This window comes from Streptomyces flavidovirens DSM 40150 (assembly GCF_000429085.1).
Classification (GTDB): Bacteria; Actinomycetota; Actinomycetes; order Streptomycetales; family Streptomycetaceae; genus Streptomyces; species Streptomyces flavidovirens.
Map to the genome: position 1 here is coordinate 1 of NZ_AUBE01000005.1, position 18,360 is coordinate 18,360.

18 protein-coding genes and 1 pseudogene are annotated in these 18,360 nt (G+C 70.8%); 7 read left to right on the forward strand and 12 right to left on the reverse strand.

The window, feature by feature from the left end; translation table 11 throughout:
- From G412_RS0109310 to G412_RS0109320, 3 genes and pseudogenes are all read right to left on the reverse strand, one after another.
- Window positions 1–195, reverse strand: a pseudogene (locus tag G412_RS0109310) (IS5/IS1182 family transposase); the annotation flags it as partial.
- Window positions 196–330: 135 nt separating this feature from the next.
- Complete coding sequence (locus G412_RS0109315) at window positions 331–1,377, reverse strand: NAD-dependent epimerase/dehydratase family protein (RefSeq protein WP_028811865.1); 1,047 nt, start codon at window positions 1,375–1,377, stop codon at window positions 331–333.
- Between the two features lie 64 nt (window positions 1,378–1,441).
- Window positions 1,442–2,143 carry a lysophospholipid acyltransferase family protein gene (locus tag G412_RS0109320; RefSeq protein WP_028811866.1) on the reverse strand — a complete coding sequence of 234 codons (702 nt, stop codon included), beginning with the start codon at window positions 2,141–2,143 and terminating at the stop codon, window positions 1,442–1,444.
- 126 nt (window positions 2,144–2,269) lie between these two features.
- Here G412_RS0109320 and G412_RS0109325 point away from each other — a divergent pair, with 126 nt between their 5' ends.
- The 3 genes from G412_RS0109325 to G412_RS0109335 all read left to right on the forward strand — a co-directional run bounded on the left by G412_RS0109325 (window position 2,270) and on the right by G412_RS0109335 (window position 4,140).
- On the forward strand, window positions 2,270–2,689 hold the full coding sequence (locus G412_RS0109325; RefSeq protein ID WP_028811867.1) for a DUF6153 family protein: 420 nt from the start codon (window positions 2,270–2,272) through the stop codon (window positions 2,687–2,689).
- 88 nt (window positions 2,690–2,777) lie between these two features.
- On the forward strand, window positions 2,778–3,410 hold the full coding sequence (locus G412_RS0109330) for a DUF305 domain-containing protein (RefSeq protein WP_028811868.1): 633 nt from the start codon (window positions 2,778–2,780) through the stop codon (window positions 3,408–3,410).
- Between the two features lie 328 nt (window positions 3,411–3,738).
- On the forward strand, window positions 3,739–4,140 hold the full coding sequence (locus G412_RS0109335; protein WP_028811869.1) for an SSI family serine proteinase inhibitor: 402 nt from the start codon (window positions 3,739–3,741) through the stop codon (window positions 4,138–4,140).
- A gap of 71 nt (window positions 4,141–4,211) precedes the next feature.
- Here G412_RS0109335 and G412_RS40090 read toward each other — a convergent pair whose 3' ends face one another.
- The 5 genes from G412_RS40090 to G412_RS0109360 all read right to left on the reverse strand — a co-directional run bounded on the left by G412_RS40090 (window position 4,212) and on the right by G412_RS0109360 (window position 8,722).
- On the reverse strand, window positions 4,212–4,370 hold the full coding sequence (locus G412_RS40090) for a hypothetical protein (protein WP_037648238.1): 159 nt from the start codon (window positions 4,368–4,370) through the stop codon (window positions 4,212–4,214).
- 113 nt (window positions 4,371–4,483) lie between these two features.
- On the reverse strand, window positions 4,484–5,443 hold the full coding sequence (locus tag G412_RS0109345) for a cytochrome c oxidase assembly protein (RefSeq protein WP_028811870.1): 960 nt from the start codon (window positions 5,441–5,443) through the stop codon (window positions 4,484–4,486).
- Between the two features lie 109 nt (window positions 5,444–5,552).
- Window positions 5,553–6,578, reverse strand: coding sequence for a 6-phosphofructokinase (locus G412_RS0109350; protein ID WP_028811871.1), 1,026 nt, complete (start codon window positions 6,576–6,578; stop codon window positions 5,553–5,555).
- A gap of 145 nt (window positions 6,579–6,723) precedes the next feature.
- Entirely contained in the window at window positions 6,724–7,452 is a 729-nt protein-coding gene (locus tag G412_RS0109355) for a type 1 glutamine amidotransferase (RefSeq protein WP_028811872.1), read from the reverse strand.
- Between the two features lie 31 nt (window positions 7,453–7,483).
- A complete protein-coding gene (locus G412_RS0109360) occupies window positions 7,484–8,722 on the reverse strand; it encodes a Mur ligase family protein (protein ID WP_028811873.1) in 1,239 nt (412 codons plus the stop codon).
- A 149-nt stretch (window positions 8,723–8,871) separates the two neighbouring features.
- Here G412_RS0109360 and def point away from each other — a divergent pair, with 149 nt between their 5' ends.
- On the forward strand, window positions 8,872–9,417 hold the full coding sequence (gene def, locus G412_RS0109365; protein WP_028811874.1) for a peptide deformylase: 546 nt from the start codon (window positions 8,872–8,874) through the stop codon (window positions 9,415–9,417).
- Between the two features lie 35 nt (window positions 9,418–9,452).
- Here def and G412_RS0109370 read toward each other — a convergent pair whose 3' ends face one another.
- Complete coding sequence (locus G412_RS0109370) at window positions 9,453–10,100, reverse strand: TetR/AcrR family transcriptional regulator (RefSeq protein WP_028811875.1); 648 nt, start codon at window positions 10,098–10,100, stop codon at window positions 9,453–9,455.
- Between the two features lie 139 nt (window positions 10,101–10,239).
- Between G412_RS0109370 and G412_RS0109375 the strand changes: the two genes are divergently transcribed.
- On the forward strand, window positions 10,240–11,466 hold the full coding sequence (locus G412_RS0109375) for an acyl-CoA dehydrogenase family protein (protein ID WP_028811876.1): 1,227 nt from the start codon (window positions 10,240–10,242) through the stop codon (window positions 11,464–11,466).
- A 75-nt stretch (window positions 11,467–11,541) separates the two neighbouring features.
- Here the strand turns inward: G412_RS0109375 and G412_RS0109380 are convergent, their stop codons facing one another.
- The gene (locus tag G412_RS0109380; protein WP_028811877.1) at window positions 11,542–12,033 is read right to left on the reverse strand and encodes a glutathione peroxidase; all 492 of its coding nucleotides are present in this window, start codon (window positions 12,031–12,033) and stop codon (window positions 11,542–11,544) included.
- 356 nt (window positions 12,034–12,389) lie between these two features.
- Between G412_RS0109380 and G412_RS0109385 the strand changes: the two genes are divergently transcribed.
- Both G412_RS0109385 and G412_RS0109390 read left to right on the forward strand, forming a co-directional pair.
- Entirely contained in the window at window positions 12,390–13,646 is a 1,257-nt protein-coding gene (locus G412_RS0109385) for a metal-dependent hydrolase family protein (RefSeq protein ID WP_028811878.1), read from the forward strand.
- A gap of 118 nt (window positions 13,647–13,764) precedes the next feature.
- The gene (locus G412_RS0109390) at window positions 13,765–14,739 is read left to right on the forward strand and encodes a hydroxyacid dehydrogenase (protein WP_051338224.1); all 975 of its coding nucleotides are present in this window, start codon (window positions 13,765–13,767) and stop codon (window positions 14,737–14,739) included.
- Between the two features lie 103 nt (window positions 14,740–14,842).
- On the opposite strand, the gene G412_RS0109395 is transcribed toward G412_RS0109390, so the two are convergent.
- Together G412_RS0109395 and G412_RS0109400 are read right to left on the reverse strand one after the other, a co-directional pair.
- Window positions 14,843–15,721 carry an acyl-CoA thioesterase gene (locus G412_RS0109395; RefSeq protein ID WP_028811880.1) on the reverse strand — a complete coding sequence of 293 codons (879 nt, stop codon included), beginning with the start codon at window positions 15,719–15,721 and terminating at the stop codon, window positions 14,843–14,845.
- Between the two features lie 46 nt (window positions 15,722–15,767).
- Complete coding sequence (locus G412_RS0109400; protein WP_028811881.1) at window positions 15,768–18,281, reverse strand: DEAD/DEAH box helicase; 2,514 nt, start codon at window positions 18,279–18,281, stop codon at window positions 15,768–15,770.
- Between the last annotated feature and the right edge of the window lie 79 nt (window positions 18,282–18,360).

Genomic DNA, 18,360 nt, shown 5'->3' on the forward strand with positions numbered 1-18,360 from the left:
CACCATCACCAGACGACCCGGAGACCAGGCAGGCTTCCCTCGTGCCGGGAACAGGTCCGCGAACTGTCCGTCGATGAACAGCGGACCCAACTCGTCCCGGATCCGGATCGCTAGGCTCCCCTTCGGGAACGCCGCCCGCGCCACCCGCACCGTCTCCCGCGGAACCTCTCCCGGTCCCTTCGGCTGCATAGACAACGACACCCACCCCATACGACAACGTCGGCCTTCAAGACCACAACCAGGTCTCGAAGGCCGACGTCACGTCACAGCGAGGGCTGAATTAACCAACAGCGTCGGACATCCCGGCCGCCCCCTTCTTCGCGGGCCGGCTCAGCGCTGTTCCCTCAGCCAGGCGTCCTCTGCGGCGTAGTCGAACGGACCGCCGCCGGGGCCGTACCGCAGGGACAGCTTCGGGAACGCCTCCCGCCAGTCCTGGGCGCGCAGCCGGTCCGCGAGCCACTCCACGGTGGCGGGCAGCGACTCGGTGTACGTCGTCACCGGCCGGTATCCCAGCTCCCGCCCGGCGGCCGACATGTCGTAGACGATGGGACGGTCGGGCCCCCACGGGGTCTCCCCGACGCCGTCGCGCGGCGGGGGCCCGTCCACGATCACCAGCTCGCTCTCCACCCCCATGACCGCGTCGACGGCCGAACTGATCTCCGCGGCCGTCGGCACATCCGGATCACCCGCGTTGAGCACCCGCGCGCCGGGCCGCGCCGCCGCCAGCCGGATCAGCTCCGCGAGGTTGGAGACGTGCACCGGGTGGAACTGGCTGAGCCCGCCGTACGCCAGGATCCTGACCGGCCGCCCGTCCAGCACCCGCTTGACGAAATGGATCTCACGCGGAGTCCGGCAGTACGGCCCGTGGACCGCGCCCGCCCGCAGCAGGGTCGTGGGCAGCCGGCCGGCGGCGGCCAGCAGATGCCGCTCGATCGCGCTCTTCCTGGTCCCGTACGTCGCGTCACCCGGCGCCACGGTGGCCTGACTCTCGCGGATCGGCACCGGGTAGCGCGGGAACCCGTCCGGCTCCTCCTGGGTGTCGAAGCTGCGGCCCTCGTCGTCCGCGTAGACGGCGCCGGTGGATATGACGACGGCGGAACCGATCCGGTCCGCCAGCCCGGTCAGCTGCGCCGCGTGCCGTTCCTCCATCGCGACCATGTCCACCAGCACGTCGCAGCCGTCGCCGAGCGCGGCGGCCAGCGCCGCGTCATCGCTCCGGTCGAGCGCCACGGCCCGTACCTCCTGCGGCCACGTCGCGTCCCGGCCACCGCCACGCGACGTGGCCGTCACGTCCCAGCCGTCCGCGGCGAGCGCCCGTACGGCCGCCCGCCCGATCTGTCCTGTAGCTCCGATGACGAACGCGTTTCCCTTGGTCATGGGAAGGACGCTATGCGCGCGGGGACCGCCGGCGGGGAAACGTTCGCCGTCCGCTGATCCGCCGTCAGCGCAGGAGCCGCGGGAACTTCTTGGCCTGCTCGGCCTTGACCTCGGCCGCGTACCGGTCGACGTACTCCTGCCCGGACAGCCCGAGGATCGCGTACATGATCTCGTCGGTGACCGCGCGCAGTACCGCCTTCTCGTTCTCCATGCCCGCGTACCGCGAGAATTCCATGGGCTCGCCGAACCGGATGGTGACGCGCCTGATGCGCGGAACGACCTGTCCCGGCGGCTGGATCTCGAACGTACCCACCATCGCGCACGGCACCACCGGCACCTGCGCCTTGAGAGCCATCGCCGCGACCCCGACCTTGCCCTTGTAGAGCCGGCCGTCGTGCGAGCGGGTGCCCTCCGGATAGATCCCCAGCAGCTCCCCCTTGCTCAGCACCCCGAGCCCCTCGCGGATGGCCGCCTTCCCCGCCTCCTTGCCCGACCTGTCGACCGGGATCTGACCGGCGCTGCGGAAGAACGCGGCGGTCAGCCGGCCCTTGAGACCAGGGCCCGTGAAGTACTCGGCCTTGGCGAGGAAGGTGATGCGCCGCCTGATGATCGCGGGCATCAGGAAGTGGTCGGAGAACGACAGGTGATTGCCCGCCACGATCGCGGCGCCGTCGTCCGGAATGTGCTCCAGTCCTTCGATCCTGGGCCGGAAGAGCAGCCTCAGCAGTGGCCCGAGAAGGACGTACTTGAGCACGTAGTAGAACACGGGGCGGCTCCTAGTTCTGCCGGATCGGCTCCAGGGCGGGTCAGCGCTGACCCGCTCCGACTTTACTGACTTGGCATCAGGCACGGCACTGGGCGTCGGGTCACGGGCGCTGATTAGGATGCGGGTATGAGTCAGCAGGCGTGGTGCGCGGCACGGCCCCGTGGGGTGCGGCTGTACGCGCTGCTCGTGCTGACCGTGCTGGCGGGTCTGGTGGCCATGCACGGGCTGGCGCCCGGTGTCCCTCCGGGGCCGTCCGCCGCCGTGGCGGAGGTCCGCCACGCGGCGTCCCCGTCGCACGCTGGCGTTGCCGACGGTGAGGACGGTGCCCACGCCGGTCATGGCGAGGGCGGTGCCGGCGGACACGCCGAGCACGCCGACCCCACCTGTGCGGCCGGCGGTACGAGCGGAGCTCCCGCACTGCCCGTCCCGGCTCCGGCCGGAGTGGTCGCCTGCCCACCGGCGAACGCTCCCGCACTCCTCCTCGCGGCGACGCCGGGCGCGCGGGCCCCGCCCACATTGAGCCAACTGCAACTCCTGCGCATATAGGCCGCTCGCGCGTGCCCGGTCCCTCCGGCCGGTGCCACGCCTTCGACAGCCATGCCTGATTCAGCGCGTACACAGGAGTCGCATCACCATGACCGCACACCGTTCACCGATCCGCCGTGCCGCCGCTGTGGTGGCCGCGGCCACCGCCGCTGTCGTACTCGCCGCCTGCGGCGGGGGTAATGACGGCCCGGCCGGCCACGACGACCACGAAAAGACCTCCTCGCCCACCGCGCCGGCCTCCGCCGGGCAGGGGCAGCGGAACGCCGCCGACATCGCCTTCGCGAAGGGGATGATCCCGCACCACCGGCAGGCCGTGGAGATGGCCGCAATGGCGGAGACCCGGTCCCGGTCCGCCGAGGTCAAGAGGCTGGCCGCGGAGATCAAGAAGGCGCAGGGGCCGGAGATCAAGACGCTGTCCGGATGGCTCACCGCCTGGGGCGAGGAGGTCCCCGAGGGGAACGAGAGCGGCGAGCACGCCGGGCACTCCATGTCCGGGATGATGACCTCCAAGGACATGGACAATCTGGAGAAATCTTCCGGCCGGGCGTTCGACACCGCGTTCCTGGAGCTGATGATCAAGCACCACGAAGGGGCGGTCGAGATGGCAAGGACCGAGCGGTCCGGCGGTGCCTACCGGCCCGCCAAGGACATGGCCGGTGACATCGTCACCTCGCAGAGCGCCGAGATCACGCGCATGAAGAAGCTGCTCGGCGAAAACTGACCGTGTGCGGCGTTCCGCGCCGGATCGGAGCGAGGCCCCTGATCCGGCGCGGAGCGCGGTGGCGGTCGGTCCGGGTGCCACCGCGTTGACGGTGATGTCCCGCCCGGGCCGGGGGCCAGCGGCCCGGGCGGGACTGGCGACGTAACTGTCCGGACCGGGGCCAGCGGGCCCGGCCGGGGGTGGCGACGTACCTGTGCGCCGTCCGGAGCAGCGTGCGCGCTCGTGCGCGGGACGCGGCGGCGCGGTCGCTTGGCGGCGGACGCGGCGGGGAGTGGCCTGGCTCTGCCCGACACCCAGTCGCCAGGCAACCCAGCCCCAGGAGGTCCGGATGCGCTCCCCAGCCACCGTCACCGCAGTCGTCCTGCTCGCCCTCGCGGGTGCGGCCCTGCCCGCTCGGGCGGCGGCCGTCCCCAGTGGGCCCACGCCACCCCACGGCCTCTTCCTCACCGTTTCGGGATCGGGGAGCACCTGGATCCGGGGCGTCGTCCTGCAGTGCGTTCCCCGCCCCGCGGGGCCCCACCCGGAGGCGTTGGACGCGTGCGCCGCGCTCGACAGGGCGAAGGGCGACTTCGACAAGTTGCCGGGGAACCCGCGCGCGTGCACCAAGCAGTACGAGCCGGTGACCGTCAGCGCGGCGGGCAACTGGCGCGGCCTGCCGACGTCATGGCGCAAGACCTACCCGAACGCGTGCGTACTCGACACGGCGACCGGGCCGGTCTTCCGCTTCTGAGCGATGAGTGCCCGTACCTGCACCCGTACCCCGTACCCGCGTCGCGCGGTGAAGTTTCGTTTCAGCAGGTCCTACCGGCTGCGCGACGCGGCCATGCCGACCGTGACGAGACCGAGCACGACCCAGCCGAACCACAGCCAGCCGTTGCTGCCGAGTGCCGCCGTGTACGCCGAGATGACAACCAGCGTCCCGACGGTGAGCACCCCCATCGACTTCGCAGAACCGGGCATGCGCACCCCCTCCTTCTGATGGAGGGCCATAGTCACCCCTCAGAGGCTCCCGCGCTACTGTGCCGACGTTACCGGCGACCCGGCGGCCCGGCGACCCGGCCGGAAACCGGCGACTAGCGCCCGCGCGCCTGGAGCGAGGCGAGATACGCGTTGTACGCCACCAGCTCCTTGTCCCCGTCACGGTCCGCCGCCCGGTCCGCGCGCCGCGCGACCCGCTGCTCGGACCGGTACCACTGGAAGACCAGGGCGATCAGCACCAGCACCGACGGGATCTCCGAGAACGCCCAGGCGATGCCGCCCGCCGCGTTCTGGTCGGTCAGCGCGTCGATGCCGAGCGACGCGGGCGGGTTCGCGTACGTACCGATCATCGGCTGGGTCGCCATCATCAGCGCGATGCCGAAGAACGCGTGGAACGGCATACCGGCGAAGAGCTCCAGCATCCGCATCACATAACCCGGGCGGTGCGGCCCCGGATCGACGCCCATGATCGGCCAGAAGAAGACGAGGCCGACGGCGAGGAAGTGGACCATCATGCCGAGGTGGCCCGGCTTGCTCTCCATCAGGAAGTCGAAAACGGGCGTGAAGTAGAGGGCGTACAGGCTCGCGATGAACAGCGGGATCGTGAACGCCGGATGCGTGACGATCTTCATGTAGCGGCTGTGCAGCAACATCAGCAGCAGCTCGCGCGGCCCCTTGCGGTTCCCGCGCCCCGCCACCGGCAGCGCGCGCAGCGCCAGCGTCACCGGGGCGCCGAGCAGCAGCAGGATCGGCGACAGCATGCTGATGATCATGTGCTGCACCATGTGCACGCTGAACATGACCATGCCGTAGTCGTTGAGCTTGGTGCACATCACCAGCGCCACGCTCAGCACGCCGATGACGAAGAAGATCGTCCGCCCGGCCGGCCAGCCGTCACCGCGCCGCCGCAGCCGCACCACGCCCCACCCGTACAGGGCGAGCGCCATCACGCACCCCACCAGGAAGAAGAGATCGGGGGAGAACTCCAGCCCCCGTCCCAGCGTGAACGGCGGCAGATCCATGTTCATGCCGCTGCCGTGCCCGCTGTGATCCATCTGTGTACTCCCGTGGGACTGCCCATTCGTAACGGTTGTCCGGTACAGAGTAGAACTGCCCCCGGTCGCGGTCGCGGCCGGGGGGCAGTCCGTCAAACACGCAACAAGATCAGAGCACGCACTCCGCCTCGGCGTACCGCTCGGTGGGCACGGTCTTCAGCGTCTCCACGGCCTCGGCCAGCGGGACCATCACGATGTCCGTGCCCCGCAGCGCCGTCATCATCCCGAACTCACCCCGGTGCGCCGCCTCCACCGCGTGCCAGCCGAAGCGGGTCGCGAGGACACGGTCGTACGCCGTCGGGGTGCCGCCGCGCTGGACGTGGCCGAGGATGACGGGACGCGCCTCCTTGCCGAGGCGCTCCTCCAGCTCGACGGACAACTGCCGGGCGACGCCCGCGAAGCGCTCGTGCCCGTACATGTCCTTGCCGCCCACGTCGAACTCCATGGAGCCCTCGCGCGGCTTGGCGCCCTCCGCGACCACGACGATCGCGAACCGCTTGCCGGCCGAGAACCGCTTGCCGACCAGCTCGGTCAGCTCACCGATGTCGAAGGGACGCTCGGGTACGACGATGGCGTGCGCGCCGGCCGCCATGCCGGAGTGGAGCGCGATCCAACCGGTGTGCCGTCCCATGACCTCGACGATCAGTACCCGCTGGTGCGACTCGGCGGTGGTCTTGAGCCGGTCGAGGGCCTCGGTCGCCACCCCGACGGCCGTGTCGAAGCCGAAGGTGACGTCGGTCGACGCGATGTCGTTGTCGATGGTCTTCGGTACGCCGACGATCGGCAGCCCCGCCTCGGACAGCAGGTTCGCCGCCTTCAGTGTGCCTTCACCGCCGATCGGGATGATCGCGTCGAGTCCCAGGTCTGCGACATGGCCACGGGCCGTCTCGACGCCGCCGCGCAGATGCGCGGGCTGGACGCGGGAGGAGCCGAGGATCGTGCCGCCGCGGGCCAGGATGCCGCCCACCGCGTCGAGGTCGAGCTTGCGGTAGTCGCCTTCCAGGAGGCCCTTCCAGCCGTCGTGGAAGCCGATGACCTCGTCGCCGTGGTCGACGACGGCGCGGTGCACGACGGAACGGATGACAGCGTTCAGGCCGGGGCAGTCGCCGCCGGAAGTGAGTACACCAATGCGCATGCCCGGAATACCTTTGCAACGTGGGCCGGAGACCGGACCACGTCGTCCGGTTGGATCCCCGTCACCCTACTCGCGCAGAGTGACGGGGCCGAACCGGGCGTCCGACAGCTGGACACCACAAAGGTGTACGAACCGCGACACTTCGTCAGGCGGGCTGCGTCGCCGAGGCGATGCGCTCGGCGCGCAGCGCCTCGTACCACCGGTCGTCCGTGGGCGGCAGCGCGTTGACGTCGAGGGCCAGCTTCAGCAGCAGGTCCGCGATGAGCGGGTTGCGGGCGAGCACGGGGCCGTGCATGTACGTACCGAAGACGGTGTCGTTGTACGCGCCCTCCGTGCCGTCGCCGGTTCCGTTGCCCTTGCCGATCCGGGTCCGGGCGAACGGCCGTGCCGTCGGGCCCAGATGGGTGATGCCCTGGTGGTTCTCGAAGCCCGTCAGCGGCGGCAGGCCGAGGCGCTCGTCGATGTCCCCGAGGACGTCGCCGACGCACCGCTCGCCCTCGCCGCGCGTGCTGACCACGTCGAGCAGCCCGAGGCCCTGCTCGCGCTCGCCGAGGTCGTTGATGAACTCGTGGCCGAGGATCTGGTACCCGGCGCAGACCGAGAAGACGATCGCGCCGTTGGACACCGCGCGCTCCAGGCCGCCGTCGCGGCGCAGCCGCTCCGCCGCGAGCCGCTGCGGCCGGTCCTCACCGCCGCCGATCAGGTAGATGTCGCCCGAAGTGGGGATCTGCTGGTCGCTGCGTACGTCCACACGGTGGACGTCGAGGCCGCGCTGACGGGCCCGGCGCTCCACGACAAGGGCGTTGCCCTGGTCGCCGTACGTGCTCAGCAGGTCCGGGTAGATCCACACCAGGCGCAGGCTGTTGTCGCTCATGCTTGCTTGTCCTTTTTTGGTGTACGCGGGCCTAGTTGCCGACGCGGCGGCGCAGGTCCTGGAACGCGGTGTAGTTGGCGATCGTCTCGATCAGCCCGGGCGGCGCGAGCTGCACGGCCTCGTCGAGCGTCTCGCAGACCCGGAACTCCAGGTTCGCGACCTCCAGGCGCACCGCGAGGTCCAGCTTGCGGTCACCGAGCACGAAGATCGGGTGGCCGGCGAGCCGGGTGTAGTCGACGTCCCACAGCCAGGAGGTGTCCGTGCCGTCCGCGCCGCGCGCGTTGACGGCCAGGATCACTGGCGTGGGCGGCGGGTTGATGAGGGAAAACGTTTCGAGCCAGCCCGCCGGGTTCTTCGCGAGCAGCAGCCGCAGCTCGCGCTCCTGGAACTGGACGACGTCGTACCGGCCGGCCACCGCCTGGACGTCGTACATCCGCTCCAGCGCCACCTGCGGCGGTACGCCGAACACGGCCGCGACGGCGGCGGAGGTGGCGGCGTTCGCCTTGTTGGCGCGGCCGGGCAGCTGGAGGTGGATCGGCCACGCCGAACCGTGCGGGTCGATGACGTGGTCGCCGCTGAGCACCCAGCTCGGGGACGGGCGGCGGAAGCCGCACTCGCCGCAGAACCAGTCGTCGCCGGGGCGCTGCATCACACCGCCGCAGGACGGGCAGGACCAGGCGTCGTCCTTCCACTCCTGACCGGCGGCCACCCAGACCACATTCGGCGAGGATGACGCGGCCCAGACGATCAGCGGGTCGTCGGCGTTCGCGATGACGACGGCCTTCGTGCCGGACAGGCCCTCGCGCCACTTCTCGGCGAGCATGCGGGTCTCGGCGGCCCGGTCGAGCTGGTCGCGCGAGAGGTTGAGCAGGGCGATCGCCTTCGGCGTCACATCGCGTGCGACTCCGGCGAGGTACTTCTCGTCGACCTCGATCACGCCGTACTTCGCGTCGGAGCCGCCCGCCAGGGCGGAGGTGATGCCCGCCGGCATGTTGGCGCCGAGCGCGTTGGAGACGACCGGGCCGCTGGCCCGCAGTGCCTCGGCGATGAGCCGGGTCGTCGTCGTCTTGCCGTTCGTCGCGGAGACAAGCACGACGTCGAGATGCTGGGCGAGCCGCCCCAGCAGGTCGGGGTCGAGCTTGAGTGCCACCTTGCCGCCGATCACGGATCCGCTGCCGCGTCCCGCGGCGCGGGACACCGCCGCCGCGGCCTTGCCTGCCGTCACGGCCAGCTTGGCCCGCGGCGACAACGGCTCCGTGTTGCCTGCCATCGTCACTGATCCTCCTTGCATCCGGCGCCGCATTTGCCCCAGGTCCACCGGTCAACGTCGGGGCTCAGCCTATCGAGATCCAGCCGGGCCCCCGCACCCCGGCACCACCGGGGGCGTTGTGGCCCCCGGCGGAACGTACGCTTGCCGCCATGCGACACCGCCCGATTCCCGGCAGTTCCGGGCTCGTACGACCCATGACACTGCTCGGTGACCCGGCGCTGCACGCGCCCTGCGAGACGGTGACCGACTTCGGTCCCTCGCTGGTCCGGCTCGTCGAGGACATGTTCGCGACGATGTACGCCGCCGAGGGGGTCGGCCTCGCGGCCAATCAAGTCGGCGTACCGCTGCGTGTCTTCGTCTACGACTGTCCGGACGACGAGGATGTCCGGCATATCGGTCACATCGTCAACCCACGCCTGGTCGAGGCCGACGGCATCACCGTACGCGGTCCCGAGGGGTGTCTGTCGCTGCCGGGTATCGAGGCGGGTACCGAACGCTTCGACCGGGCGGTGGTGGAGGGGGTGTCGGTGACGGGGGATCCGGTGCGCGTTGAGGGCACCGGCTTCTTCGCCCGCTGCCTCCAGCACGAGTGCGACCACTTGTCCGGCCTGGTCTACACCGACCGTCTCACCGGCCGGCGCCGGGCGAAGGCACTGCGTGCGGCGAGGCGTGCGCCGTGGGGTGGCCGGGGGTAGGGAAAGGCCCCACGCGGCGGTGCCGGCGGCCGGGTTCAGAAGCCGGGGCCGTCCGCGCGGTCGCCCGCGGCGGCCAGCCGCCCCCACAGCAGGTCCGCGAGGCTGGAGACCAACTGCTCGCGGGAGCAAGGGCGTTCGCCCAGCCACCAGTCTCCGGCCGCGTGCATCATGCCGACGATCCCGTGCCCCCACACCCGCGCCAGTTGCTCGCTGCCCGGTCCGAGATCCACGCGCTCGGCGATCACCATGGCCAGCTCCTCGCCGAGCCGCCGCAGCAGCGGCGCCGAGTGGCGGCCGACGTCGAAGCCCTGCTCGGGCTGGTGCGCGTCCTCGGCGGGGTGCATCAGGAACCGGTACACCTCGGGGAGCGCCTCGATCGCCGCGAGGTAGGTGTCGAGCGTCGCCTCCACCCGCTGGCGCCGTTCGGCGGGCGCGTCCAGCGCCGCTCGCAGGGCCGAGAGCAGTGCGTCGGTGTGGCGCTTGGCCAGGGCGCGGTAGAGCCCGCCCTTGTCGCCGAAGTGCCGGTAGAGGATCGGCTTGGTGATCCCGGCCTCGGCGGCGATGGCGTTCATGGAAGCCTGCGGACCGTCCCGCAGCACCACGCGGTCCGCCGCTTCGAGCAGCTCCCGCCGCCGCCGCGCGGCGGCGGAGCGCTGCTGCTCGTCCGTGTGTGTGGTGTCCATGATGTGTCTCCCCGCCCAAAAAGTTTCCGTGACGCCTGCGAAACGTAACACCATGGCCGTGTGCCGTGCTGCCGCGGTTGACATGGCTTACTTACCGGTAACAGACTTCTGTTACCGCAAGTAACACCTGGAGGGGACGATGGACGGGTTCACGCTCGAACTCAACGACGACCAGAAGCAGGTCCGCGACTGGATCCATGGGTTCGCCGCCGATGTGATGCGCCCGGCCGCCGCCGAGTGGGACGAGCGTGAGGAGACGCCCTGGCCCGTCATCCAGGAAGCGGCCAAGCTCGGCATCTACTCCCTCGACTTCTACGCGCAGCAGTTCTTCGACCCGACGGGTCTCGGCATCCCGATGGCGATGGAGGAGCTGTTCTGGGGTGACGCGGGCATCGGCCTCTCCATCGTCGGTACGGGCCTGGCCGCCGTCGGCGTCCTCGCCAACGGCACCGAGGAGCAGATCGGCACCTGGATCCCGCAGATGTACGGCGACCCCGACGACGTCAAGGTCGCCGCCTTCTGCTCCTCGGAGCCGGACGCCGGCTCCGACGTCTCGGCGATGCGCACGCGCGCCGTATACGACGAGGCCAAGGACGAGTGGGTGCTGAACGGCACCAAGACCTGGGCGACCAACGGCGGCATCGCCAACGTCCACGTCGTCGTCGCCCTCGTTGACCCCGAGCTCGGCTCCAAGGGCCACGCTTCCTTCATCGTCCCGCCGAACACCCCCGGCCTGTCCCAGGGCCAGAAATTCAAGAAGCACGGCATCCGCGCCTCGCACACCGCCGAGGTGGTACTGGAGAACCTGCGCGTCCCCGGCCACTGCCTGCTCGGCGGAAAGGACAAGCTCGACGAGCGCCTCGCCCGCGCCCGCGAGCGCGCCGCGAAGGGCGGCGAGCGGGTGAAGAACGCCGCGATGGCCACCTTCGAGGCGTCGCGCCCGGCCGTCGGCGCGATGGCGGTGGGCACCGCCCGCGCCGCGTACGAGGTCGCGCTCGACTACGCCAGGACACGTGAGCAGTTCGGCCGCCCGATCATCGACAACCAGGGCATCGCCTTCCAGCTCGCCGACATGCGCACCCAGATCGACGCGGCGCGGCTGCTGGTGTGGCGGGCCTCCTGGATGGCCAGTGCGGGCAAGCCGTTCACCTCGGCCGAGGGCTCGATGTCGAAGCTGTTCGCCAGCGAGACCGCCAAGAAGGTCACCGCGCAGGCCGTACAGATCCTCGGCGGAAACGGCTACACACGTGAGTACCCGGTGGAGCGCATGCACCGCGACGCCGCGATCTACACCATCTTCGAAGGTACGAGTGAGATCCAGCGTCTGGTGATCGCCCGCACCCTGTCCGGCATGCCGATCCGCTAGACCTGTCGCGGTACGACGAAGGCGCCGCCCCCCCACATCGCACAAGGGGGGCGGCGCCTTCGTGTCGCCGTACCGTCAGGCCTTGGGGAGCTGCGCCTCGATGGCCGCGACTACCTCGGCGGCCTCCGGCTCGACGCGCGGACGGAACCGGCCGACGACCTCGCCCTTGGCGCTGACCAGGAACTTCTCGAAGTTCCACTGGACGTCCCCGGCCTCGCCGGCCTCGTCCTTCGCCGCGGTCAGCTCGACGTACAGCGGGTGCCGGTGGTCACCGTTGACCTCGATCTTCTCCAGCAGCGGGAACGTCACGCCGTAGCTCGCCGAGCAGAAGGTCTGGATCTCCTCCGCACTGCCCGGCTCCTGGCCCGCGAACTGGTTGCACGGCACACCGAGCACGGTGAAGCCCCGGTCGGCGTACGTCTGCTGGAGCCGCTCCAGACCGGCGTACTGCGGCGTCAGTCCGCACTTGGACGCGACGTTCACCACCAGCACCGCCTTGCCCTCGTAGGCCGCCAGCGTGGTCGGCTCACCGGTCAGGGTGCGCAGGGGGATGTCGTACAGGCTCATCGCCGTCTCCTATGGCTCGGGGCGGCCGGACGCTGCCGGCCGTCGTTCACTGCTCCGTACTGTTCCAGAGATCGACCGGCACGCAGCCGACGGCCCTGCCTTCCGCGTCCAGCGGGCGGGCCCGGCGACGGCGCCTCGGCACCGGCGCATTCGGGCAGCGTCGGGCCCCGGCCGGGCGCGGTCGCGTTCAAGGGCACCGCGGTTCCGGCCGAGGACGCTTACACCACCGTGTGGTCGTGCTGTGCGGCGGCCGTTCTCGTACGGGGGAAGAATCCCGCACGAGGCCCGCGCCGCAGCCCGACCCCGTTGGCTGAAACTCCTGCTCTCCGCACCGCCTCCTGGGAAGGAACCGCGCCATGACCGGCCGCACCACCCCCGTACTCCTGCACAACGGACTGCTCATCGACGGCAGAGGAGGCGAGCCGGTCGCGAACGGGGCGGTGCTCATCGAGGAGGGGCTCGTCCGCTGGGCGGGTCCGTCGGGTGAGCTGTCCGCACACCCCGCCCTGTCCGCCCCGGCCCGGCGTATCGACGTACGCGGCGACACCATCCTGCCCGGCTTCATCGACTGTCACGTCCACATGGCGGCGCCCGGCGGCGCCCTCAGCCACGCCGAGATCGCCGCGATGCCGCTCTCGCTGCGGACCTTCCTCGCCGCGCCGCGCATGAAGCTCACCCTCGACGCGGGCGTCACCACCGCCCGCGACCTCGGCGGCGCGGACGCCGGCCACCGGGAGGCCGTCGAGTCCGGGCTGCTCGCCGGGCCGCGCCTGCTCGTCGCGATCGCCATGCTCAGCCCCACCGGCGGTCACGGCGACTTCCGGGCGGCCAACGACGACGGCGAGAACGACCCCGCCATGGGCCGCCTCGCCGACGGGCTCACCGAATGCCGCAAAGCCGTGCGGGGAGTGCTCCGGCAGGGCGCCGACTGGGTCAAGATCGCGGCCACGGGCGGCGTGTGGAGCCCGACGGACCAGCCGGGCGACGACGGCTTCCTGGAGGACGAGATCCGTACGATCACCGAGATCGCGGCGGGCCACGGAGGCAAGAAGGTGGCCGCGCACGCCCAGGGGCGGAGCGGCATTCTCAATGCCGTACGCGGCGGAGTCGCCAGCGTCGAGCACGGTTACGAGATCGACGACCAGGCCATCGACCTGATGCTGGAGCGCGGCACGTTCCTGGTGCCGACGCTCACCACCGCGAACACCGACCCCGACCCGCAGAAGGCCGCGAGCTGGGCGTACGCGAAGAAGAAGCACTGGCAGTCCGTCGCTCGCACGCACATCCCGCACGCCATCGCGCGCGGCGTCCGCGTCGCCATGGGAACGGACTGCGGCATCGCGGAGCACGGCACGAACCTGCGGGAGCCGGCGTACCTCGTCGACTGCGGGATGACGCCGATGGGCGCGATCCGCGCCGGGACCAGCGAGGCCGCCGAACTCCTCGGCCTGGCGCACGAGATCGGCACGCTCGAAGCCGGCAAGCGGGCCGACGTCGTCGTCGCCCGGTGCGATCCGCTGGCCGACATCACCGCACTCGGCGAGCCCGCCAACATCCGGCTCGTCATGAAGGACGGCGTCGCCTTCAAGGACCTCGACGGTCTCCTGGCCTGACTGCGCTCCAGTCCCGGATGCCCCCGACCGGGGATGACCGTCGCGTCCGGCAAGCAGCTCCCACCGGTATGGAAAGGCAAATCCCACTGTGTCACCGCGACTTACGGCTCTGATCGCCATGCGCCCGGATGTGGCTGCGCTCGCCCTCCCCGACGACGTACGGGCGCGGCTGGCAGCCGTCTGCGACGTACCGGACCTGGTGGCCGACGACTTCGGGCGACCGGAGGCACGCAAGGCGCTGTCCCGTGCGGACGTGCTCATTTCGGGGTGGGGGTGCCCACGGGTCGGCGCGCATGTCCTCGCGGACGCGCCGCGCCTGAGGGCCGTCATGCACGCGGCGGGCTCGGTCAAGCAGATGCTCGCACCGGCGGTCTGGGAGCGGGGCATCACCGTCTCGTCGGCGGCGTCAGCCAACGCGGGGCCGGTCGCCGACTACACGGTCGCGGCGATCCATCTGTCGGCCAAGCGGGCGTTCCGTACGGCGGGGGAGTACCGGGCGGGCCGGCCCCGGGACCTGACGGTGTCCCCGGCGACCGGCTTCCTCGGCCGTACGGTCGGTGTCGTCGGGGCGTCGAAGACCGGGCGGCTGGTCCTGGAGCGGCTCGCCGGAACGGGGGTACGGTTGCTGGTTCACGATCCGTACCCGGACGCGGCCCGGGCGGCTGCGGCGCTGGGCGGCGAACCGGTGGACCTGGACGCGCTGTTGCAGGCCTCGGACATCGTCTCGCTGCATGCCCCACTGCTGCCCGAGACCCGGCATCTCATCGACGCGCGGGCACTCGGGCTGCTGCGCGACGGCGCGGTGCTCATCAACACCGCGCGCGGCGGGCTCGTCGACACCGACGCGCTGGCGGCGCACTGCGCGCACGGGCGCATCGACGCCGTACTCGACGTCACCGAACCGGAACCGCTGCCGCCGGGGCACGTGCTGCTGGGGCTGCCGAACGTGCTGGTCACGCCGCACATCGCGGGGGCGATGGGCACGGAGGTGCGGCTGCTGGGGGAGTTCGCGGTGGCGGAGGCGGAGCGGTTCGTGCGGGGCGAGCCGCTGCTGGGGCAGGTACGGGCGCAGGACCTGCCGCGCATCGCGTGACCACCGGCACCTGACTCTGCGCCCCGGGGCTGCCAGCGCGGCACGCTGCCCGGCGGGACGACCCCCGTCACCGCCTGCGCCCTCATCCAGGCGTACAGGACACTCAGGCGGCCGGCAGCGGACGGAACAGCCCCTCCTGCACCACCGACACCAGCAAGTTGCCCCCACGGTCGTAGATCCGGCCGCGCGCCAGCCCCCGCGCGCCCGTCGCGATGGGCGACTCCTGGTCGTACAGGAACCACTCGTCGGCCCGGAACGGCCGGTGGAACCACATCGCGTGGTCCAGCGACGCGATGTCGAAATTACGCGGCCCCCACAGCGGCTCGACCGGGATACGGACCGCGTCGAGCAGCGTCATGTCGGACGCGTACGCCAGCGCGCACGTGTGCACGAGCTGGTCGTCGCCCAGCGGCCCGACCGCGCGCATCCACACCGCGCTGCGCGGGTCCGCCTCCTTGATCTCCGCCGCGGTCCAGCGCAGCCGGTCGACGTACCGGATGTCGAACGGCTGGCGGCGGGCCATCCGCTCCAGCGCCTCCGGCAGCTCCCCGAGGTGCTCGCGGATCTCGTCCGCCACCGTCGGCAGCGTGTCCGGGTCCGGGAAGTCCAGGCGCGGCGGCAGCTGGTGCTCGAAGGCCGCCTCCTCCGGCTGGTGGAAGGAGGCGGTCAGGTTGAAGATCGTCCGGCCCTGCTGGACGGCCGTGACCCGCCGGGTGGTGAACGAACGCCCGTCCCGCACCCGCTCCACCTGGTAGACGATCGGCACACCGGGGCGGCCGGGCCGCAGGAAGTACGCGTGCAGGGAGTGCACGGGCCGCTCGCCCTCGGTGGTACGCCCGGCCGCGACCAGGGCCTGGCCGGCGACCTGCCCGCCGAAGACGCGTTGCAGGGACTCCTCGGGGCTGCGGCCCCGGAAGATGTTGACCTCGATCTGCTCCAGGTCGAGCAGATCGACGAGCCGGTCAGCGGGGTTCGTCGTCACGGCACGTTTCTCCTTGGTTCCGCGGCTGAATTTCGCAGCCAGGGTTCTACAGCTGGCCGACCGAGGTGACGCGGACGACCGCCCGCCCCTCCTCGTCGGAGGCGGCGAGGTCGACCTCCGCGCTGATACCCCAGTCATGGTCGCCGTTCGGGTCGGCGAAGGTCTGGCGGACGCGCCACAGGCCGTGCTCGGCGTCCTCCTCGATCATCAGCAGCTTGGGACCGCGGGCGTCAGGACCCGTGCCCAGGTCGTCGTACTCGTCCCAGTACGCGTCCATGGCCTCGCCCCACTTGTCCTCGTCCCAGCCGGACTCGCCGTCCATCTCGCCCAGCTCCCGGACGTGGTCCAGGGCGGCCAGCTCGACGCGGCGGAACATGGCGTTGCGTACGAGCACCCGGAAGGCCCGCGCGTTCGCCGTGACCGGCTTGACCTGGTCGGCGCGCTCCTGCGCCTGCTCGGCCGTCTCCACCTCGGGGTTGGCGAGCTGCTCCCACTCGTCGAGGAGGCTGGAGTCGACCTGGCGCACCAGCTCACCGAGCCACTCGATGAGATCCTCCAGGTCCTCGGACTTGATGTCGTCCGGGATGGTGTGCTCAAGGGCCTTGTACGCGCCCGCGAGGTAGCGCAACACGATGCCCTCGGTGCGGGCGAGCTCGTAGTGCGAGGTGAACTCGGCGAAGGTCATGGCCCGCTCGTACATGTCACGGACCACGGACTTCGGCGACACCGGGTGGTCGCCGACCCACGGGTGGCTCTTGCGGTAGACGTTGTACCCGTGCCACAGCAGCTCCTCCAGCGGCTTCGGGTAGCTGATCTCCTGGAGCCGCTCCATGCGCTCCTCGTACTCGATACGGTCCGCCTTCATCTGGCCGACCGCCTCGCCGCGCGCCTTGTTCTGCTGGGCGGCGAGGATCTGGCGCGGGTCGTCGAGGGTCGACTCGACGACGGACACCATGTCCAGGGCGTACGAGGGCGAGTCCGGGTCCAGCAGCTCGTACGCGGCCAGTGCGAACGTCGACAGCGGCTGGTTGAGCGCGAAGTCCTGCTGGAGATCGACGGTCAGCCGTACGGTACGGCCGTCGGCCTCCGGGGTCTCCAGCATCTCCACCACGCCGCCGTCGAGCAGCGAGCGGAAGATGGCGATGGCCCGGCGGATGTGCCGTAGCTGCGCCTTGCGCGGCTCGTGGTTGTCCTCCAGGAGGTGGCGCATCGCGGCGAAGGGGTTGCCGGGGCGGGCGATGACCGAAAGCAGCATGGTGTGCGTCACGCGGAACCGGCTGGTCAGCGGCTCGGGGTCGGACGTGATGAGCTTGTCGAAGGTCGACTCGGACCAGGCGACGAAACCCTCGGGAGCCTTCTTGCGTACCACCTTGCGGCGCTTCTTCGGGTCGTCGCCCGCCTTGGCGAGCGCCTTCTCGTTCTCGACGACGTGCTCGGGCGCCTGCGCGACGACCAGGCCGGCCGTGTCGAAGCCGGCCCGGCCCGCCCGGCCCGCGATCTGGTGGAACTCACGGGCGCGGAGCGTGCGTACCCGCGTGCCGTCGTACTTCGTGAGCGCCGTGAACAGCACCGTGCGGATGGGCACGTTGACGCCGACGCCGAGGGTGTCCGTACCGCAGATGACCTTCAGCAGGCCCGCCTGCGCGAGCTTTTCCACCAGCCTGCGGTACTTGGGCAGCATGCCCGCGTGGTGCACGCCGATGCCGTGCCGCACGAACCGCGAGAGGTTCTTGCCGAACTTCGTGGTGAAGCGGAAGTTGCCGATCAGCTCGGCGATCTGGTCCTTCTCCTCACGCGAGCACATGTTGATGCTCATCAGCGACTGCGCCCGCTCGACGGCCGCCGCCTGCGTGAAGTGCACGATGTAGACCGGCGCCTGCTTGGTTTCGAGCAGCTCGGTCAGGGTCTCGGTGATGGGGGTGAGGCGGTACTCGTAGGAGAGGGGGACCGGGCGGGTCGCGGAGCGCACCACGGAGGTGGGGCGGCCCGTGCGCCGGGTCAGGTCCTTCTCGAACATCGAGACGTCGCCGAGCGTCGCCGACATGAGGATGAACTGCGCCTGGGGCAGTTCCAGGAGGGGGATCTGCCACGCCCAGCCGCGGTCCGGCTCGGCGTAGAAGTGGAACTCGTCCATCACGACCTGGCCGATGTCGGCGTGCTTGCCGTCGCGCAGCGCGATGGACGCCAGCACCTCCGCCGTGCAGGCGATGACCGGGGCGTCGGCGTTGACGGACGCGTCGCCCGTCAGCATGCCGACGTTCTCCGTACCGAAGAGCTTGCACAGGTCGAAGAACTTCTCCGAGACCAGGGCCTTGATCGGCGCGGTGTAGAAGGTGACCTTGTCCTGCGCGAGGGCGGCGAAGTGCGCGCCCGCCGCGACAAGGCTCTTGCCGGACCCGGTGGGAGTAGACAAGATCACATTCGCGCCGGACACCACCTCGATCAGCGCCTCCTCCTGAGCGGGATAGAGACTGATGCCCTGGCCCTCGGCCCATGAGGTGAAAGCTTCGAAGAGGGCGTCGGGGTCGGCGGTCGGGGGCATCTGATCGATAAGGGTCACGCCCCCCATCTTGCCTGGCTTCCCCCCTGAACAGGGAACCGGTCGGCCGTACGAAGATCACGAGCGATACGCTGCCCTG

Bases quoted from the DNA above. Each gene is read 5' to 3' on its own strand.
- G412_RS0109370 (WP_028811875.1), bottom strand. From the start codon at position 10,100: ATGGACACCACACACACGGACGAGCAGCAGCGCTCCGCCGCCGCGCGG.
- G412_RS0109315 (WP_028811865.1), bottom strand. From the start codon at position 1,377: ATGACCAAGGGAAACGCGTTCGTCATCGGAGCTACAGGACAGATCGGG.
- G412_RS0109345 (WP_028811870.1), bottom strand. From the start codon at position 5,443: ATGGATCACAGCGGGCACGGCAGCGGCATGAACATGGATCTGCCGCCG.
- def (WP_028811874.1), top strand. From the start codon at position 8,872: ATGCGACACCGCCCGATTCCCGGCAGTTCCGGGCTCGTACGACCCATG.
- G412_RS0109380 (WP_028811877.1), bottom strand. From the start codon at position 12,033: ATGAGCCTGTACGACATCCCCCTGCGCACCCTGACCGGTGAGCCGACC.
- G412_RS0109385 (WP_028811878.1), top strand. From the start codon at position 12,390: ATGACCGGCCGCACCACCCCCGTACTCCTGCACAACGGACTGCTCATC.
- G412_RS0109355 (WP_028811872.1), bottom strand. From the start codon at position 7,452: ATGAGCGACAACAGCCTGCGCCTGGTGTGGATCTACCCGGACCTGCTG.
- G412_RS0109350 (WP_028811871.1), bottom strand. From the start codon at position 6,578: ATGCGCATTGGTGTACTCACTTCCGGCGGCGACTGCCCCGGCCTGAAC.
- G412_RS0109390 (WP_051338224.1), top strand. From the start codon at position 13,765: ATGCGCCCGGATGTGGCTGCGCTCGCCCTCCCCGACGACGTACGGGCG.
- G412_RS0109360 (WP_028811873.1), bottom strand. From the start codon at position 8,722: ATGGCAGGCAACACGGAGCCGTTGTCGCCGCGGGCCAAGCTGGCCGTG.
- G412_RS0109375 (WP_028811876.1), top strand. From the start codon at position 10,240: ATGGACGGGTTCACGCTCGAACTCAACGACGACCAGAAGCAGGTCCGC.
- G412_RS0109335 (WP_028811869.1), top strand. From the start codon at position 3,739: ATGCGCTCCCCAGCCACCGTCACCGCAGTCGTCCTGCTCGCCCTCGCG.
- G412_RS0109330 (WP_028811868.1), top strand. From the start codon at position 2,778: ATGACCGCACACCGTTCACCGATCCGCCGTGCCGCCGCTGTGGTGGCC.
- G412_RS40090 (WP_037648238.1), bottom strand. From the start codon at position 4,370: ATGCCCGGTTCTGCGAAGTCGATGGGGGTGCTCACCGTCGGGACGCTG.
- G412_RS0109325 (WP_028811867.1), top strand. From the start codon at position 2,270: ATGAGTCAGCAGGCGTGGTGCGCGGCACGGCCCCGTGGGGTGCGGCTG.